The sequence below is a fragment of the Isoptericola sp. AK164 genome (genome assembly GCF_029643425.1).
Classification (GTDB): Bacteria; Actinomycetota; Actinomycetes; order Actinomycetales; family Cellulomonadaceae; genus Isoptericola; species Isoptericola haloaureus.
Genome location: NZ_CP119106.1, coordinates 1,948,518 through 1,963,606, shown reverse-complemented (window position 1 = coordinate 1,963,606; position 15,089 = coordinate 1,948,518). Strand labels below are relative to the sequence as shown.

13 protein-coding genes are annotated in these 15,089 nt (G+C 73.5%); 6 read left to right on the top strand and 7 right to left on the bottom strand.

Annotated elements, in window-relative coordinates:
* Positions 1 to 13: 13 nt before the first annotated feature.
* The 5 genes from PO879_RS09130 to PO879_RS09110 form a co-directional block, all read right to left on the bottom strand.
* Positions 14 to 1,384 carry a hypothetical protein gene (locus tag PO879_RS09130; RefSeq protein ID WP_278234596.1) on the bottom strand — a complete coding sequence of 457 codons (1,371 nt, stop codon included), beginning with the start codon at positions 1,382 to 1,384 and terminating at the stop codon, positions 14 to 16.
* 83 nt (positions 1,385 to 1,467) lie between these two features.
* The gene (locus PO879_RS09125) at positions 1,468 to 1,923 is read right to left on the bottom strand and encodes a DUF1801 domain-containing protein (RefSeq protein WP_278234595.1); all 456 of its coding nucleotides are present in this window, start codon (positions 1,921 to 1,923) and stop codon (positions 1,468 to 1,470) included.
* 17 nt (positions 1,924 to 1,940) lie between these two features.
* Positions 1,941 to 2,828: an aminoglycoside phosphotransferase family protein gene (locus tag PO879_RS09120; protein WP_278234594.1), complete on the bottom strand. Its 888-nt coding sequence runs from the start codon at positions 2,826 to 2,828 to the stop codon at positions 1,941 to 1,943.
* A complete protein-coding gene (locus PO879_RS09115) occupies positions 2,828 to 3,526 on the bottom strand; it encodes a CoA pyrophosphatase (protein ID WP_278234593.1) in 699 nt (232 codons plus the stop codon). The genes PO879_RS09120 and PO879_RS09115 overlap by 1 nt, the downstream gene beginning before the upstream one ends.
* Positions 3,527 to 3,531: 5 nt before the next feature.
* Positions 3,532 to 4,977: a GuaB1 family IMP dehydrogenase-related protein gene (locus tag PO879_RS09110; protein WP_278234592.1), complete on the bottom strand. Its 1,446-nt coding sequence runs from the start codon at positions 4,975 to 4,977 to the stop codon at positions 3,532 to 3,534.
* An 82-nt stretch (positions 4,978 to 5,059) separates the two neighbouring features.
* Here PO879_RS09110 and dxs point away from each other — a divergent pair, with 82 nt between their 5' ends.
* From dxs to PO879_RS09090, 4 genes are all read left to right on the top strand, one after another.
* Positions 5,060 to 6,949, top strand: a complete 1,890-nt coding sequence (gene dxs / locus PO879_RS09105; protein WP_278234591.1) for a 1-deoxy-D-xylulose-5-phosphate synthase — start codon at positions 5,060 to 5,062, stop codon at positions 6,947 to 6,949.
* 208 nt (positions 6,950 to 7,157) lie between these two features.
* Positions 7,158 to 9,419 (top strand): formate C-acetyltransferase, encoded by a 2,262-nt coding sequence (gene pflB, locus PO879_RS09100; RefSeq protein ID WP_278234590.1) that lies wholly within the window; start codon positions 7,158 to 7,160, stop codon positions 9,417 to 9,419.
* Between the two features lies 1 nt (position 9,420).
* Entirely contained in the window at positions 9,421 to 10,281 is an 861-nt protein-coding gene (gene pflA / locus PO879_RS09095) for a pyruvate formate-lyase-activating protein (protein ID WP_278234589.1), read from the top strand.
* Positions 10,282 to 10,329: 48 nt separating this feature from the next.
* Positions 10,330 to 10,503 carry a PIG-L family deacetylase gene (locus PO879_RS09090; RefSeq protein ID WP_278234588.1) on the top strand — a complete coding sequence of 58 codons (174 nt, stop codon included), beginning with the start codon at positions 10,330 to 10,332 and terminating at the stop codon, positions 10,501 to 10,503.
* On the opposite strand, the gene PO879_RS09085 is transcribed toward PO879_RS09090, so the two are convergent.
* Positions 10,461 to 11,012, bottom strand: coding sequence for a glutamate-cysteine ligase family protein (locus PO879_RS09085; protein WP_278234587.1), 552 nt, complete (start codon positions 11,010 to 11,012; stop codon positions 10,461 to 10,463). The genes PO879_RS09090 and PO879_RS09085 overlap by 43 nt on opposite strands.
* Before the next feature lie 128 nt (positions 11,013 to 11,140).
* On the opposite strand from PO879_RS09085, the gene PO879_RS09080 reads away from it, so the two are divergent.
* Positions 11,141 to 12,001, top strand: a complete 861-nt coding sequence (locus PO879_RS09080) for an SGNH/GDSL hydrolase family protein (RefSeq protein ID WP_278234586.1) — start codon at positions 11,141 to 11,143, stop codon at positions 11,999 to 12,001.
* 9 nt (positions 12,002 to 12,010) lie between these two features.
* On the top strand, positions 12,011 to 12,679 hold the full coding sequence (locus PO879_RS09075; protein ID WP_278234585.1) for an HAD family hydrolase: 669 nt from the start codon (positions 12,011 to 12,013) through the stop codon (positions 12,677 to 12,679).
* 258 nt (positions 12,680 to 12,937) lie between these two features.
* Here the strand turns inward: PO879_RS09075 and PO879_RS09070 are convergent, their stop codons facing one another.
* Positions 12,938 to 15,085, bottom strand: coding sequence for a 3-hydroxyacyl-CoA dehydrogenase NAD-binding domain-containing protein (locus tag PO879_RS09070; protein WP_278234584.1), 2,148 nt, complete (start codon positions 15,083 to 15,085; stop codon positions 12,938 to 12,940).
* Between the last annotated feature and the right edge of the window lie 4 nt (positions 15,086 to 15,089).

Here is a 15,089-nt window from a genome sequence, read left to right as displayed (position 1 = left end):
CAAGAGGGGCGCCTCAGACGAAGCCGAAGACCGGCCCGACGGCGATCACCACGACGAAGGCCCAGCCGACGTAGAACGGCAGCACCGCCGCCTGCGACCGGTCCAGCGCGGCGACCCCGTCACGCCGACGCAGCATCGCGACGAGCCGCCACGCCGACCACACCAGGTGCACGGCCAGCAGCACCCCGAGACCCAGGGCGGCGGTCTTGGCGGGGCTCCAGCCGAACTCGGCCGTCCGGGCCGCCATCGCCGTCACGACGACACCGTCGACGGCCACGGCGGCCAGCACCATCGCCAGCAGCACGCCGTCGAAGAACCCGGGCCGCTGACCGGCCGGGCGGGCCGCCACCGCGTACAGCAGCAGCGCCAGCGCGACGACGAGGACCGAGACCAGGGTGATGAGGAACTCGCGGTCGACGGTCGTCAGGCTGCCCACCGCCCCCAGCACCGCGACGCTGACGAGCAGCGTGACGGTGGTCAGCGGGACGAAGATCTTCGCCAGCACCGGGGCGATGTTCTCCACGACCTCCTGCTTGGCCTCCACGAGCCAGGCGGCGACCAGCAGCGCGGCGGGCACGCCCATCGGCACCACCCAGTCCTCGATCACGCTCCGGAACTCCACGCCGGCCAGGGTCAGGAGGCCGATCGTGAGCCCGACGAGCAGGCTGCCGCCCAGGGCGATGAGGGCGTAGTAGACCACCAGCTCGCCGGTGAACCGCAGGTAGCGCAGCCGGCCCGCCGTCGAGCGCCACCGCCCGGCGGCGTAGGCGACGCCGATCAGCCCCCAGAGGACGACGGGCGCGTGCAGCGCGGCGAGGAAGCCCGTCGCCCCGCCGACGTCGAACGGGTAGACGTTGATCGCGACGGCCAGGACGGCCGTGGCGAGCAGGAGCACGGCCGCGGTGCGCCACGACACCCGTCGCTTCCAGGCGAAGTAGGCGCCGAGGAACGGCGCCACGAGCAGGGCGACGTTGTGCCCGAACGCCGTGCTGTCGAGCTCGGCGACCCCCAGCTTGACGCTGACGCCGGCACCGAGGGCCAGCAGCGCCACGACACCGACCTCCCGCCAGTCGACCGCGGTGTCGCCCTCGGGGGCGGGTGCCCGGTCGAACCGCCGCCAGAACACCGCCGCCTGCTCGCGGGCGACGTCGCGCGCGACCGGGTCGTCCCGGTCCTGGCGCATCATCGCGACGAGGAACGCCTCGTCGGTGTCGAGGCCCGCCTCCTGCAGCGTGGCCATCCGGGCCCGGAGGCGCTCGGTGCGTCCCTCGACGTCGTCGGCCTCGTGCCGCCGCAGCGCCTCCCGCCAGCTCTCGAGACGGGCCTCCGCCGACTGCTCGGAACCCGCCGGCCGCGTCGTCGCGCGATCCCGGTCGCTGCTCATGGCTCTGCCGCTCCTCGCTCTGCTTCCATTGAAACGCCGGCCGGGGCGCCTCACCACAGCGGGGCGGGTGGGGTGCCCGGCGGTCAGGCGCCCCCGTCGCGGGCCCGGAGCCCGTACGTGCCGGACGTCAGCGTGGCGTAGGAGTCGGCGACGATCGTCCCGAGCACCGCGAGGTCGACCTTCTCCAGGTTCGTCAGGTACAGGCAGCCGACGCCGGTCCGGTGCGGGCCGAGCCGCGCGAGGTCCTCGGCGTGTGCGTCGACGCCGTCCATGAGGTAGACGACGCTGTGGGCCGCGCGCGGTGCGAACGCCGCGGCAGGGCCCTCCCCGGACCGTCCGGAGGCGTACTCGTAGCGGTAGCGCCCGAACCCGACGATCGTGCCGTGCAGCACCGGGGGTTCGCCGGTGACGCGGGCCATCAGCTCCAGCAGGGTCCGGGCGTCCCGGCGTCGGGCCGGGCGGGCGACGGACTCGACGAACGCCGCCACGTCGGTGGGGATGTCGGCGGGGACGGCGGCAGGGGGCTCCGGTGCGCTCATGGCACCAGTCTGCTCGGTCAGGAGTCGGCGAGCACCTGGGTCAGCGCCGCGGCGCCGAGCGGCGGCAGCCAGTCGTGCTCGGCCGAGGAGTCGACGACCATCGCGGTCGCCATCGCCACCGCCCAGCCGAGCGCACGGACCCACACCGGGTCGCCGGCGGGGTAGCGGTGCGCGAGGCCGGACCGGAACGCCTCCCGGCCGGCGGTGTCGAAGGTCAGCCACGCCGTGGCCAGGTCCGTGGCCGGGTCCCCGGCCGTGACGTCCCCGAAGTCGACGACGGCGGCCAGGCCGGCGTCGTCGTCGACGACGAGGTTGCCGGGGTGCGGGTCGCCGTGCAGCCAGAGCGCGTGCCCGTCGTGGACGGGGGCGGCCAGGGCGTCCTGCCACACGCGCTCGAGCCGGTCGGCGTGCCGGACCCGCGGGTCGGCGAGCCGGCGTCGGACGGCCTCGTCGCGGGTGGTCAGCGGCACGCCCCGGACCGGGTTGACCGGCGCGTCGTCGGCGGGCCGGTGCAGGGCGTCGAGGAACGCCGCCAGCGGTCCGGCGAGCCGACGGCGCCGCCACCGCGGGACGGCGGCCGCGCGGTGGCCGGCGAACCAGGGCACCACGGACCACGACCAGGGGTAGGGCGGGTCGGTGCTCGGGCTCCCGCGGCGCACCGGGGCGGGGACGGGGACCGGCAGCCGCTCGACCAGCCGGGGCAGCACCTGCTGCTCGTGCTCGATCAGCGGGGCCGCGGCCTCCCGGCGTGGCAGCCGCACGGCGAGGTCGTCGCCGAGGAGCACCAGGACGTTGTCCCAGCCCTCGGCGACGACGCGCAGCGGGCGGTCGGCCAGGTCCGGGTGCTGGGCGGCGAGCAGCGCCCGCACCAGCGCGACGTCGATCTCGACCTCGGCGGCGACCATCAGGGGTCGATCTCCAGCTCGCGCCCGCGGTCCCAGGGCTCGGTCCAGCCCAGGTGGTCGAAGAGCGCGTCCAGGACGCCTGCGGTGAACCCCCACACGAGGTGCTGCGTGCCGGCGTCGTGCACCTGGAACGCCGGACCGCGCCAGACCTGGCCGCCGCGGCGCAGCACGGTGGTGACGCGGCGCTCGGGGTCGAGCAGGTCGGCCACCGGCGCGCGGAACACGTGCGCGGACTCGGCCGGGTCGACCACGCCGACGGGGGACTGGCGGGTCCACCAGGCCAGGACCGGCGTGACGACGTGGTTGCTCACCGGCATCGGCAGCGCCGGCAGCGTGCCGAGCACGTCGACGCCGTCGGGGTCGACGCCGGTCTCCTCGCGGGCCTCGCGCAGGGCGGCCGAGACGGCGTCCTCGTCCGCGTCCGCGCGACCGCCCGGGAAGGCGACCTGGCCCGCGTGCGAGCTCAGGGTCGCCGCCCGGGCGAGCAGCAGCACGTCGAGGTCGTGCGAGACGGCCTGCGCCTGGGCGTGGTGGTCCGCCGGCAGGCCGTCCAGCACGCCGAACAGCACCAGCACCGACGCCGGCCGGGCGACCTGCGGGTCGAGGTCGCCCCGGGCGTGCGGCCACGGACCGGTGAAGGCGTCGTCGCGCACCAGCGCCGCGAGCTGGTCGCGCGCCGAGGCGGGGGAGCCGGGCACGCCCGTCACCAGGAGGTGGCCACCGGCATGCCCTCGGCGAACCCGGCGGCCGACTGGATCCCCACGGTGGCGCGCTCGGCGAACTCGGCCAGGGTCCGCGCCCCGGCGTAGGTGCAGCTCGAGCGCAGGCCCGAGGTGATCTCGTCGAGCAGGTCCTCCACGCCCGGGCGGCGCGGGTCCAGGTACATCTTGCCCGTCGAGATGCCCTCCTCGTACAGCGCCTTGCGTGCGCGGTCGAACGCCGAACCACCCGCGGTGCGGGCGGCCACGGCGCGGGCCGAGGCCATGCCGAACGAGTCCTTGTAGAGGCGTCCGGACCCGTCCTCGTGCAGGTCGCCGGGCGACTCGTACGTCCCGGCGAACCAGGAGCCGACCATCACCTGCGAGGCGCCGGCCGCCAGCGCGAGGGCGACGTCGCGCGGGTGGCGCACGCCGCCGTCGGCCCAGACGTGCTTGCCGAGCTCGCGGGCCGCGGCGGCGCACTCCAGGACGGCCGAGAACTGGGGGCGTCCGACGGCGGTCTGCATGCGGGTGGTGCACATGGCGCCCGGGCCGACGCCCACCTTGAGGATGTCGGCGCCGGCCGCGGCGAGGTCGCGCACTCCCTGGGCGGTGACCACGTTGCCGGCCACGACCGGGACCTGCGGGTCGACCGACCGCACGGCCTCCAGGGCGGCGATCATCTTGTCCTGGTGACCGTGCGCGGTATCGACGACGAGCACGTCGATCCCGGCGTCGAGCAGGTCGCGGGTCTTGGCGGCCACGTCGCCGTTGATCCCGACCGCCGCCCCCACGCGCAGCCGGCCCTCGGCGTCGAGCGCGGGGGAGTAGACGGTCGAGCGCACGGCACCCTTGCGGGTCAGCACCCCGGCCAGGACGCCGTCGCGCACCACGGGGGCGAGCTGGACCTTGGCGGCGTGCAGCTGCTCGAAGGTGGCCGCCAGGCCGTCGTCCTCGATCCGCTGGGCGTCCAGGGTCACCAGGTCGGTGGACATGACGGCCTCGACGCGGGCGAACCGGTCCACGGCGGTGCAGTCGGCCTCGGTGACCACGCCCACGGGGCGGCCGGAGTCGACCACGACGGCCGCGCCGTGGGACCGCTTGCCCAGCAGGGACAGCACGTCGGCGACGGTGTCCGCGGGGGTCACCACGACGGGCGTCTCGACGACGGGGTCCTTGGACTTCACGTCCGCCACGACGTCGGCCACGACGTCGACGGGGATGTCCTGCGGCAGGATCGCGATCCCGCCGCGGCGGGCCACGGTCTCGGACATGCGGCGGCCCGCGACGGCCGTCATGTTGGCGACCACGATCGGCGTCGTGGTGCCCGTGCCGTCGTCGCTGGAGAGGTCGACGTCGAAGCGGCTGGTGACGTCCGAGCGGGACGGCACCATGAAGACGTCGCCGTAGGTCAGGTCGGTGGTGGGCTGCTGGCCCGGCAGGAAACGCACCCTTCGAATCTACCGCGCATCCGCTGCACCAGGACGTCACGAACAGCACTTAGAGTTGTCGGATGATCCGCAGGAGGAACGTATGGGGCTGTTGAGCACGATCACCGCGCCCGAGGACGTGCGCAGGCTCGGACCGGCCCAGACGCGCCGGCTGGCCGCCGAGATCCGCGACTTCCTCGTGCACAACGTGTCGCGCACCGGCGGGCACCTGGGGCCGAACCTGGGTGTCGTGGAGCTGACGATCGCGCTGCACCGCGTCTACGACTCGCCGCGGGACTCCATGGTCTTCGACACGGGCCACCAGTCCTACGTGCACAAGCTGCTCACGGGTCGTCAGGACTTCTCCGACCTGCGCAAGCGCGGCGGGCTGTCCGGGTACCCCAGCCGGGCCGAGTCCGAGCACGACGTCGTGGAGAACTCCCACGCCTCGACGGCGCTGTCCTGGGCGGACGGCATCGCCAAGGCGAACACGGTGGGCCGCCACGACGACCGTCACGTCGTGGCCGTCATCGGCGACGGCGCGATGACCGGCGGCATGGCCTGGGAGGCGATCAACAACATCGCCGCCGGCCCGGACCGGCGGCTGGTCATCGTCGTCAACGACAACGGCCGCTCGTACTCGCCGACCATCGGCGGACTGGCCAACCACCTGGACACGCTGCGCACCACCCGCGGGTACGAGGCGTTCCTGCAGTGGGGCAAGCGCACGCTGCACCGCACCGGCCCGCCCGGACGGTTCGCCTACGACTGGCTGCACGGGCTGAAGAAGGGCCTCAAGGACGTCGTCGCCCCCCAGGGCATGTTCGAGGACCTCGGGCTGAAGTACATCGGTCCGGTCGACGGCCACGACGTGTCCGCGATGGAGCACGCCCTGCGCCGCGCCAAGACGTTCGGCGGGCCGGTCATCGTGCACGCCATCACCGAGAAGGGCCGCGGCTACATCCCCGCCGAGGAGGACGTCGCCGACCGGTTCCACGCGGTGGGCACCATCCATCCCGAGACCGGCCTGCCGGTGGCGCCCTCGCGGTTCGGCTGGACCCAGGTCTTCGCCGAGGAGATCGTCGAGATCGGCCGCCGCCGGCCCGACGTCGTCGCGATCACCGCGGCGATGCTGCACCCGGTGGGGCTGGCCCCCTTCGCCGAGGAGTTCCCCGAGCGCACCTTCGACGTCGGGATCGCCGAGCAGCACGCCGCGACGTCGGCCGCCGGCATGGCGTTCGCCGGGCTGCACCCCGTGGTCGCCGTGTACGCGACCTTCCTCAACCGCGCCTTCGACCAGCTGCTCATGGACGTCGCCCTGCACAAGGCCGGGGTGACGTTCGTGCTCGACCGTGCCGGCATCACCGGCGCCGACGGCGCGAGCCACAACGGCATGTGGGACATGGCGATGCTGCGCATCGTGCCGGGGCTGCGGCTGGCCGCCCCGCGCGACGAGGCGACCCTGCGCGACGCCCTGCGCACCGCCGTCGACGTCGACGACGCACCCACCGTCGTGCGCTACCCCAAGGGCGCGCTCGACGAGCCGATCGAGGCGCTCGAGACGCTCGAGGGCGTCGACGTCGTGGCCCGGCGCGCGCCGGATCCGGAGGCCGCCACCGGGGCGAGCGTGCTCGTCGTGGGCGTGGGGGCGATGGCCGCCACGGCGATCGCGGCCGGGGAGTCGCTCGCCGCGCACGGCCTGGCCGTCGAGGTCGTGGCGCCCACGTGGGTGCTGCCGGTGCCCGAGAACCTGGTGAAGATGACCGGGGACCACGACCTCGTGGTGACGCTGGAGGACGGCGTCGTCGACGGCGGCGTGGGGGCGATGCTCGCCCAGCGCGCGGCCGAGCGCGGCGTGCGCACCCCGTTCGTGCACACCGGTCTGCCGGTGGAGTTCCTCGACCACGCCAGCCGCGAGCAGATCATGACCGCACAGCGCATGCAGGCCGAGGACGCGGTGCGCGACGCGCTCGCCGAGCTCGCCCAGGACTGACGCCCGGCCCGCGACCCGACCCGCGGTCCGGCCGCAGCGTGCCTCCGCCCGTACCGTCCTGACGGTCCGGGCGGAGATGTCGTGACCTGCGTGACGGCCGGCGGCGTCTGTGATCGACGTTACGGCCGGACATGTGGTCAGACCATTGCTTGTGAAGGTTTTCACGATATCGTGGAAGCATCACCAGCGAGCGTGAAGGAGCGGGGCGATGACCGTCCAGGAAGAACGTACGACCGCCACGAGTGCCGCATGGGAAGGTTTCGTCCCCGGACCGTGGTGCGACACCGTCGACGTCCGAGACTTCATCCAGCGCAACTACACCCCCTACACCGGGGACGGGACGTTCCTCGCCGGCCCGACCGAGCGCACCACCGCGCTGTGGGCACGGCTGAGCGCGATGTTCCCCGCCGAGCGCGAGAAGGGCGTCTACGACGTCTCCTACGACGTACCGGCCGGCATCACCGCCCACGAGCCCGGCTACATCGACTCCGCGAGCGAGATCATCGTCGGCCTGCAGACGGACGCGCCGCTCAAGCGCGCGATCATGCCGAACGGCGGCTGGCGGATGGTCGAAGGGGCGCTGGACACTTACGGCTACCCGGTCGACCAGGACCTGAAGAAGGTCTTCACCGAGTACCGCAAGACCCACAACCAGGGCGTGTTCGACGTCTACCCGCCGAACGTCCGGGCCGCGCGCAGCTCGCACGTCGTGACCGGCCTGCCGGACGCCTACGGCCGCGGCCGCATCATCGGCGACTACCGCCGCGTGGCGCTGTACGGCGTCGACGAGCTGATCGCCGCCAAGAAGCTCGACAAGCTCACCCTCGACGTCGAGCCCTTCAGCGAGTCCGTGGTCCGGGCCCGCGAGGAGCACGCCGAGCAGATTCGCGCCCTGGGCGAGCTCAAGGAGATGGCCGCCTCCTACGGCGTCGACATCTCCGGCCCGGCGCGCACCGCCACCGAGGCCGTGCAGTGGCTGTACTTCGGCTTCCTCGGCGCGGTCAAGGAGCAGAACGGCGCCGCGATGTCGCTCGGACGCACCTCGACCTTCCTCGACGTGTTCATCGAGCGCGACCTCGCCGCCGGCCGCCTGACCGAGGCCCAGGCCCAGGAGGTCATGGACGACTTCGTCATCAAGCTGCGGATCGTCCGGTTCCTGCGCACCCCCGAGTACGACGCCCTGTTCTCCGGCGACCCCACCTGGGTCACCGAGACGATCGGCGGCATGGGCACCGACGGCCGGACGCTCGTGACGAAGAACTCGTTCCGGATGCTGCAGACCCTGTACAACCTGGGCCCGGCGCCCGAGCCGAACATGACCGTGTTCTGGACGGCCGACCTGCCCCAGGGCTTCAAGGACTTCTGCTCGCAGGTCTCGATCGACACCTCCGCCGTGCAGTACGAGTCGGACGACGAGATCCGCGCCGCCTGGGGCGACGACGCCGGCATCGCCTGCTGCGTCTCGCCCATGGCGATCGGCAAGCAGATGCAGTTCTTCGGCGCCCGCGTCAACCTCGCCAAGACGCTGCTCTACGCGATCAACGGCGGACGCGACGAGGTCAGCGGCAAGCAGGTCTCCCCGGCCGTGGCCCCGGTGCCCGAGGGGCAGCCGCTGGACTACGACGACGTGCGGGCCCGGTTCGACAAGACGATGGACTGGCTGGCCGCGACCTACGTCGAGGCGCTGAACTGCATCCACTGGTCGCACGACAAGTACGCCTACGAGCGGCTCGAGATGGCGCTGCACGACAAGGAGGTGCTGCGGACCATGGCCTGCGGCATCGCCGGCCTGTCCGTGGCCACCGACTCGCTGTCGGCCATCCGTTACGCGACCGTCATGCCGGTCTTCGATGACCGCGGCGTCGTCGTCGACTACGTCACCGAGGGCGACTACCCGGCCTACGGCAACGACGACGACCGTGCCGACGAGATCGCCGTGGAGCTGGTCGAGTCGTTCATGGCCAAGGTGCGCACCCACAAGATGTACCGGGACGCGCTGCCCACCCAGTCGGTGCTGACGATCACCTCGAACGTCGTGTACGGCAAGGCCACGGGCAACACGCCCGACGGGCGCCGCGCCGGCGAGCCGTTCTCCCCGGGCGCGAACCCGATGAACGGCCGCGACACGCACGGCATGCTGGCCTCGGCCCTGTCGGTGGCCAAGCTGCCGTACGCCGACGCCCAGGACGGGATCTCCCTGACGAACACCATCGTGCCCTCCGGGCTCGGGCGGACGCGCCAGGAGCAGATCACCAACCTCTCCGGCCTGCTCGACGCCTCCTTCGGCTCCGGCGGATACCACATGAACGTCAACGTGCTGGTGCGCGAGACGCTCGAGGACGCCATGGAGCACCCGGAGAACTACCCGCAGCTGACCATCCGGGTCTCGGGGTACGCCGTGAACTTCGTGCGGCTGACCCGCGAGCAGCAGCTCGACGTGCTGGCCCGGACCTTCCACGGAGCGATCTGAGATGACGACCTGCCCGGTGCCCCTGGACGCCCCCACCGTGCGCCGGGCAGGTGCCGGCCTGCGAGGGCTGGCGACCACCGACGTCGAGCGGTCCGAGCGCCTGGACCTCATGCGCTCGGGCGCGCTCGGCTCGGTGCACTCGTGGGAGCTGGTCACCGCGGTGGACGGCCCGGGGACCCGCATGACGGTGTTCCTGTCGGGCTGCCCGCTGCGGTGCGTGTACTGCCACAACCCCGACACGCTGGCCATGAAGGACGGCGGCCCGGTGCTGGCCGACGACCTGCTGGCCCGCATCGAGCGGTACCGCGGCATCTTCGGCGCCACCGGGGGCGGGATCACGCTCTCGGGCGGCGAGGTGCTCATGCAGCCGGCGTTCGCGGCACGGATCCTGCGCGGGGCCAAGGAGCGCGGCGTGCACACCTGCCTGGACACCTCCGGGTTCCTCGGGGCCAACGCCACCGACGAGATGCTCGACGACACCGACCTCGTGCTGCTGGACATCAAGTCCGGCGACGAGGAGACCTACCAGCACGTGACCGGTCGGCCGCTGGCCCCCACCCTGGCCTTCGGCCGGCGGCTCGCCGAGCGCGGCGTGCCGGTCTGGATCCGGTTCGTGCTGGTGCCGGGGCTGACCGACGACCCGCGCAACGTCGAGCTGGTGGCCGAGCACGCCGCCGCGATCGAGGCCGTCCGGCCCGGCACGGTGCAGCGCGTCGAGGTGCTGCCGTTCCACCAGATGGCCCGCGACAAGTGGGCCGAGCTCGGGCGGACCTACGAGCTGGAGGGCACCGAGCCGCCGACGGCGGAGGCCACCGAGGCCGTGCGAGAGGTGTTCCGGTCCCACGGCCTGACGACCTACTGACGACGGCCCGCCGGGCGGGACGGCCCCGCGGTCGCCTAGGGTCGCCGTATGGATGCTGAGCTCGCACCGCTGGCCGAGGACTGGGACACCGCGCTGGTCGTGGTCGCCCACCCCGACGACATGGAGTTCGGGGGAGCGGCGGCCATCGCCCGCTGGACCGCCCAGGGCAAGCGGATCGGCTACGTCATGGTCACCAGCACCTGGGAGCGGAAGCTCGCGTAGTCGGTGTCCTCGCCCTGCCAGTACGGCGAGTTGGTGCTCAGGGCGAGCAAGGTGGGCAGCCAGGGGCCGATCCGGTCCAGGACGTCGACGCCCTCGGCCTCGTCGGCGACCGCGACGTGGACGTGGCAGCCGCTGGTGAGCTGTTCGCGCGCCGTCAGGCCGAAGACCCGCCGCGCCTCCTGGTACCGCACCCCGGGCATCGTGGTCCCGGTGAACCGCACGGGGCAGGTGGCCAGGGCGACCGCGCGGGCGTCGACCCGGTCGGCGGCGTCCTGCGCCCGAGCGCGGCCCGCGCGGATCTCGGCGGCCAGGTCCTCCAGCGCGGAACGCGGGTGCGTCGCCGTCTCCAGCTGCTCCTCCATGAACTCCGGCTCCAGCGCGCCGGTGCCGCCGCCCTTGGTCGAGTGCCCCGAGGCCTCCAGCGCCTCGGCGGCCTTGGCCACCGGCGAGCCGTCGGGCCCGACGAGCAGGAACTCCTCCTCGACACCCATGGTGCGTGGTTCGGTCATGTCGGCATCATGGGGTCCGTGGGCCCGGAGCGCGCGCCGAGCTGCCCCGCGGCGCGCACGGACACGCGCCACCGACACGTCAGCCGTGCGTCACCCCCCGTTCAGCGGAGTCTGGTTGAACAGCAGTCATGGGTCGCACACGCACCACGGTCTCCGCGCTCGCGGTCTCCCTGCTCGCCTCGGTGACGGCCGCGGTCACCGTCCAGATGCTGCGCCGGCAGGCCGCGATCGCCCGCCGGCGGATCGGCAAGGCGCTCGGCGAGTCGGCTCCGGACGCCGACCGCGTCTGGCGCGGCACGTACGGCGGCGAACCCCTGGACCTGCTCGTGCTCGGCGACTCCATCGCGGCCGGCCTCGGTGCGGACCGGCGCAAGGACACCCTCGGGGCCCGCATCGCCCGCGGGGTCGGCAAGACGCTGCAGCGCCCCGTGCGCCTGCGCTGCGCCGCCGTCGTCGGCTCCGAGTCCTCCGCGCTGGCCGCGCAGCTCGACGGGCTGGACGACGACTACCGACCCGACGTGACCGTCGTCGTGGTCGGCGGCAACGACGTGACCCACCGGGTACCGGTGGCGGTCTCCGTGCGCTACCTCGTCGAGACGATCGAGCGGCTGCAGGAGCGCGGGAGCGCCGTCGTGGTCGGCACCTGTCCCGACCTCGGGGCGCTGCGGCCGGTCCCGCAGCCGCTGCGCACCCTGGGGTCGCGGGCCTCGCGCCAGCTCGCCGCCGCGCAGTCGGTGGCCGCCCGGCGCGCCGGGGCGCACGCCGTGTCCCTGGCGGTCGTCGTCGGGCCGTTCTTCATCTCCTCTCCGGACGAGGCGTTCAGCCTCGACCGGTTCCACCCCAGCGCCGTCGGCTACCGCCGCACCGCCAAGGAGCTGGTGCCGTCGGTGCTGGTCGCGCTGGGGGAGCGGGACGACCTGCCGCCCGGGCACCGGCCGCCCGATCCGCTGGCCGGGACGCGGCGGCTGCCGTGGCGCCGGTCCGCGTAGCCTGCGCGCATGATCTGGCTCCTGGACCTGGACAACACGCTCGTCTCCCGCGACGCCGCGTTCGCCGCCTGGGCGGACTCCGCGGTGGCGGCCGACGGCGGCACGGCGGCCGACCTGGCGGCGATCGTGGCGGCGGACGACGGCGGGTTCTCGCCCAAGGCCGACGTCGCCCGCGAGCTCATCGCCCGGTTGGGCTGGGTCGACGACGTCCCCGCGGCGATCGACCGGTTCCGGGCCGGCATCCGGGAGCACGTGCGGGCCTACGACGGCGTGCTGGCCGACCTCGACGCGCTGCGAGCCGCCGGTGACCGGGTGGCCGTGGTCACCAACGGCGTCTCGCACCAGCAGCGCGGCAAGATCGCGGCCTGCGGCGTCGAGGCGTCCGTCGACGCGGTCGTCGTCTCCGGCGAGGAGGGCGTGGAGAAGCCCGACCCGGCCATCGTCGAGATCGCGCTCGAGCGGCTCGGGGCGTCCGCCGTCGACCGCGACCAGGTCTGGATGGTCGGCGACGCCGGGCACGCCGACGTCGCCGTGGGCCGGGCCGCCGGGGTGCGCACCGGGTGGGTGTCGCACGGTCGCGCCTGGGACGACGTCCACGGTGCGGCGCCCGACGTCGTGGGCGCGACCACGCGGGACGTGCTGGCGCTCGCGACGGCCGGCGAGCGCGCCGCGTCCTGACCGGGCCGTCCCGGTCCCCGAGATACCGGTTCGTCGCCGAGATACCGGACCGTCGCTGAGATACCGGTGCGTCGCCGCCCGAGACGACGATGCACCGGTATCTCGGCGACCGGTCGGTACCTCGCGACGGGTGGCGTGGGCCCGGGCCCGGACCGGCACGCACCGGAGGTCCGGACGCACCGGAGGCCCGATCCCGACGTCGGGACCGGGCCTCCGGTGCGTCTTACCCCGGGGAGGGCAGTGTCAGGTGACCTCGGCTCAGGCGGAGCCCCCGGGGACGTTCGCGACGCCGTCCGGCAGCAGACGCCGGCCCAGCACCTTCTCGCTGTAGCCGGTCCGGTCCAGGTACGGCGTGATGCCGCCGGTGTGGAAGCCCCACCCGGCGCCCAGGATCATGCACAGGTCGATCTGCGAGGGGTCGGCCACGACGTTCTCGTCGAGCATGTGCCCGATCTCCACGGTCAGGGCCGTGAGCACCGAGTCCAGCACGCCGTCGGCGTCGAGCACCGGCGTGCCGGCGCGTCCCTCGGTGCCGGCGGGCAGCGCCTCGCCGAAGACGCCCTGGATCGTCGGGTCGACGGGCTTGGGCAGCCCGCGGCCCGGCGCGTCGAGCACTACGCGGGTGCCGTCGGCGACGAGCTTCTCCAGGCCGGCCGAGCGGGGGAACCGCTCGCCCAGGTCCTCGCGCAGCGAGGTGAGCACGTGCAGCCCGACGGCGGGGCCGACCAGGTCGAAGAGCTCGAACGTGGGCATCGGGAACCCGAGCGGCGACAGGGCGGTGTCGGCGACCTCGACCGAGGTGCCGTTCTCCACGGCCTCGACGACCTTGCCCATGACCAGCACGAGGAGCCGGTTGACCACGAAGCCCGGACGGTCGGCGACGAGCACGGCCGTCTTGCGCAGCTTCTTCGTGATGGCGAACGCCGTGGCCAGCGCCTCGTCGGAGGTGTGCTCGGCGTTGACGACCTCGACCAGCGGCATCTGGGCCACCGGGTTGAAGAAGTGGATGCCGACCACGCGCTCGGGGTGGCGCAGGTCGGAGGCCATCTCGGTGATCGACAGCGCCGAGGTGTTCGTGGCGAGGACGGTGTCCTCGCTCACGATCTCCTCGAGCTCGGCGAACACCTTCTTCTTCAGGCCCATCACCTCGGTGACGGCCTCCACGACGACGTCGCACGAGGCGAACTCGTCGATCTCGGTGGTACCGGTGATGCTGGCGACGACACGGTCGCCGACCTCCGGCTTCATGCGACCGCGGCCGACGAGCTTCTCGACGGTGGAGCGCACGTAGCCGAGGCCCTTCTCGACGCGCTCGGTGTCCAGGTCGCGCATGACGACCGGCACGCCCAGGCGCTGCGAGACGAGCAGGGCGATCTGGGCGGCCATGAGACCGGCACCGACGATGCCGACACGGGTGACCGGCTTCGCGAGGGACCTGTCGGGCGCGCCCTTCGGCTTCTTGCCCGAGGAGGTGAGCTGGAACGCGTACACGCTCGAGCGCATCTCGTCGGTCATGATGAGGTCGGCCAGCGCCTGGTCCTCGGCGGCGAAGGCCTCCTCGCGCGAGGCGGTCCGCGCCCCGGCCAGCAGGTCCAGCGCCCGGTACGGCGCGGGTCGCGACCCGTGGATCGTGGCGTCGAGGCGCTCGCGGGTCGCCTGCACGACGGCGTCCCACACGGGCTGCGGATCGAGCTCGCGTCGCGCGGGGACGACGTCGCCCCGCAGCACCTCGGTGGCCCAGTAGATCGACCGCTCGAGGAAGTCGGCCGCCTCGAAGACCTCGTCGACCAGGCCGATCTCGTGGGCCTCGGCGGGCTTGAAGGGCTTGTTCGCCGCCGGCCGGGTGAGGACGACGTCCACGGCCTTCTCGATCCCGACCAGGCGGGGCACGAGGTACGCGCCGCCCCAGCCCGGCACCAGGCCGAGGCCGGTCTCCGGCAGGCCCAGCGCCGCGGCGTCGGAGGCGACGGTGCGGTAGTCGCAGTTCAGGGCCACCTCGAGGCCGCCGCCGAGGGCGAGGCCGTTGACGAAGGCGAAGGTCGGTACGCCCATGGTGTGCAGCAGCTCGTAGGCCGCGTGCCCGGCGCGACCGAGCTCGAGGGCCTGCTCGTGGGAGGTCACGGTGCTCACGCCGAGCAGGTCGGCGCCGGCGGCCAGGAAGTACGGCTTGCCGGTGACGGCCACGGCGACGATCTCGCCGTCGGCCGCGCGCCGCTGCTGCGCACGCAGGGCGGCGGTCAGCTCGGCCAGCCCCTCGGGGCCGAGGGTGCTGGGCTTGGTGTGGTCCAGGCCGTTGTCGAGCGTGACGAGCGCCAGGGTGCCCTGGCCGCCGGGGAGCTCGACGTCCCGGACGAGGGAGTGGGTGACGCGCTCGGCGCGAGGTTCGGTGGTCGTGCTCTGGCTCATCGTG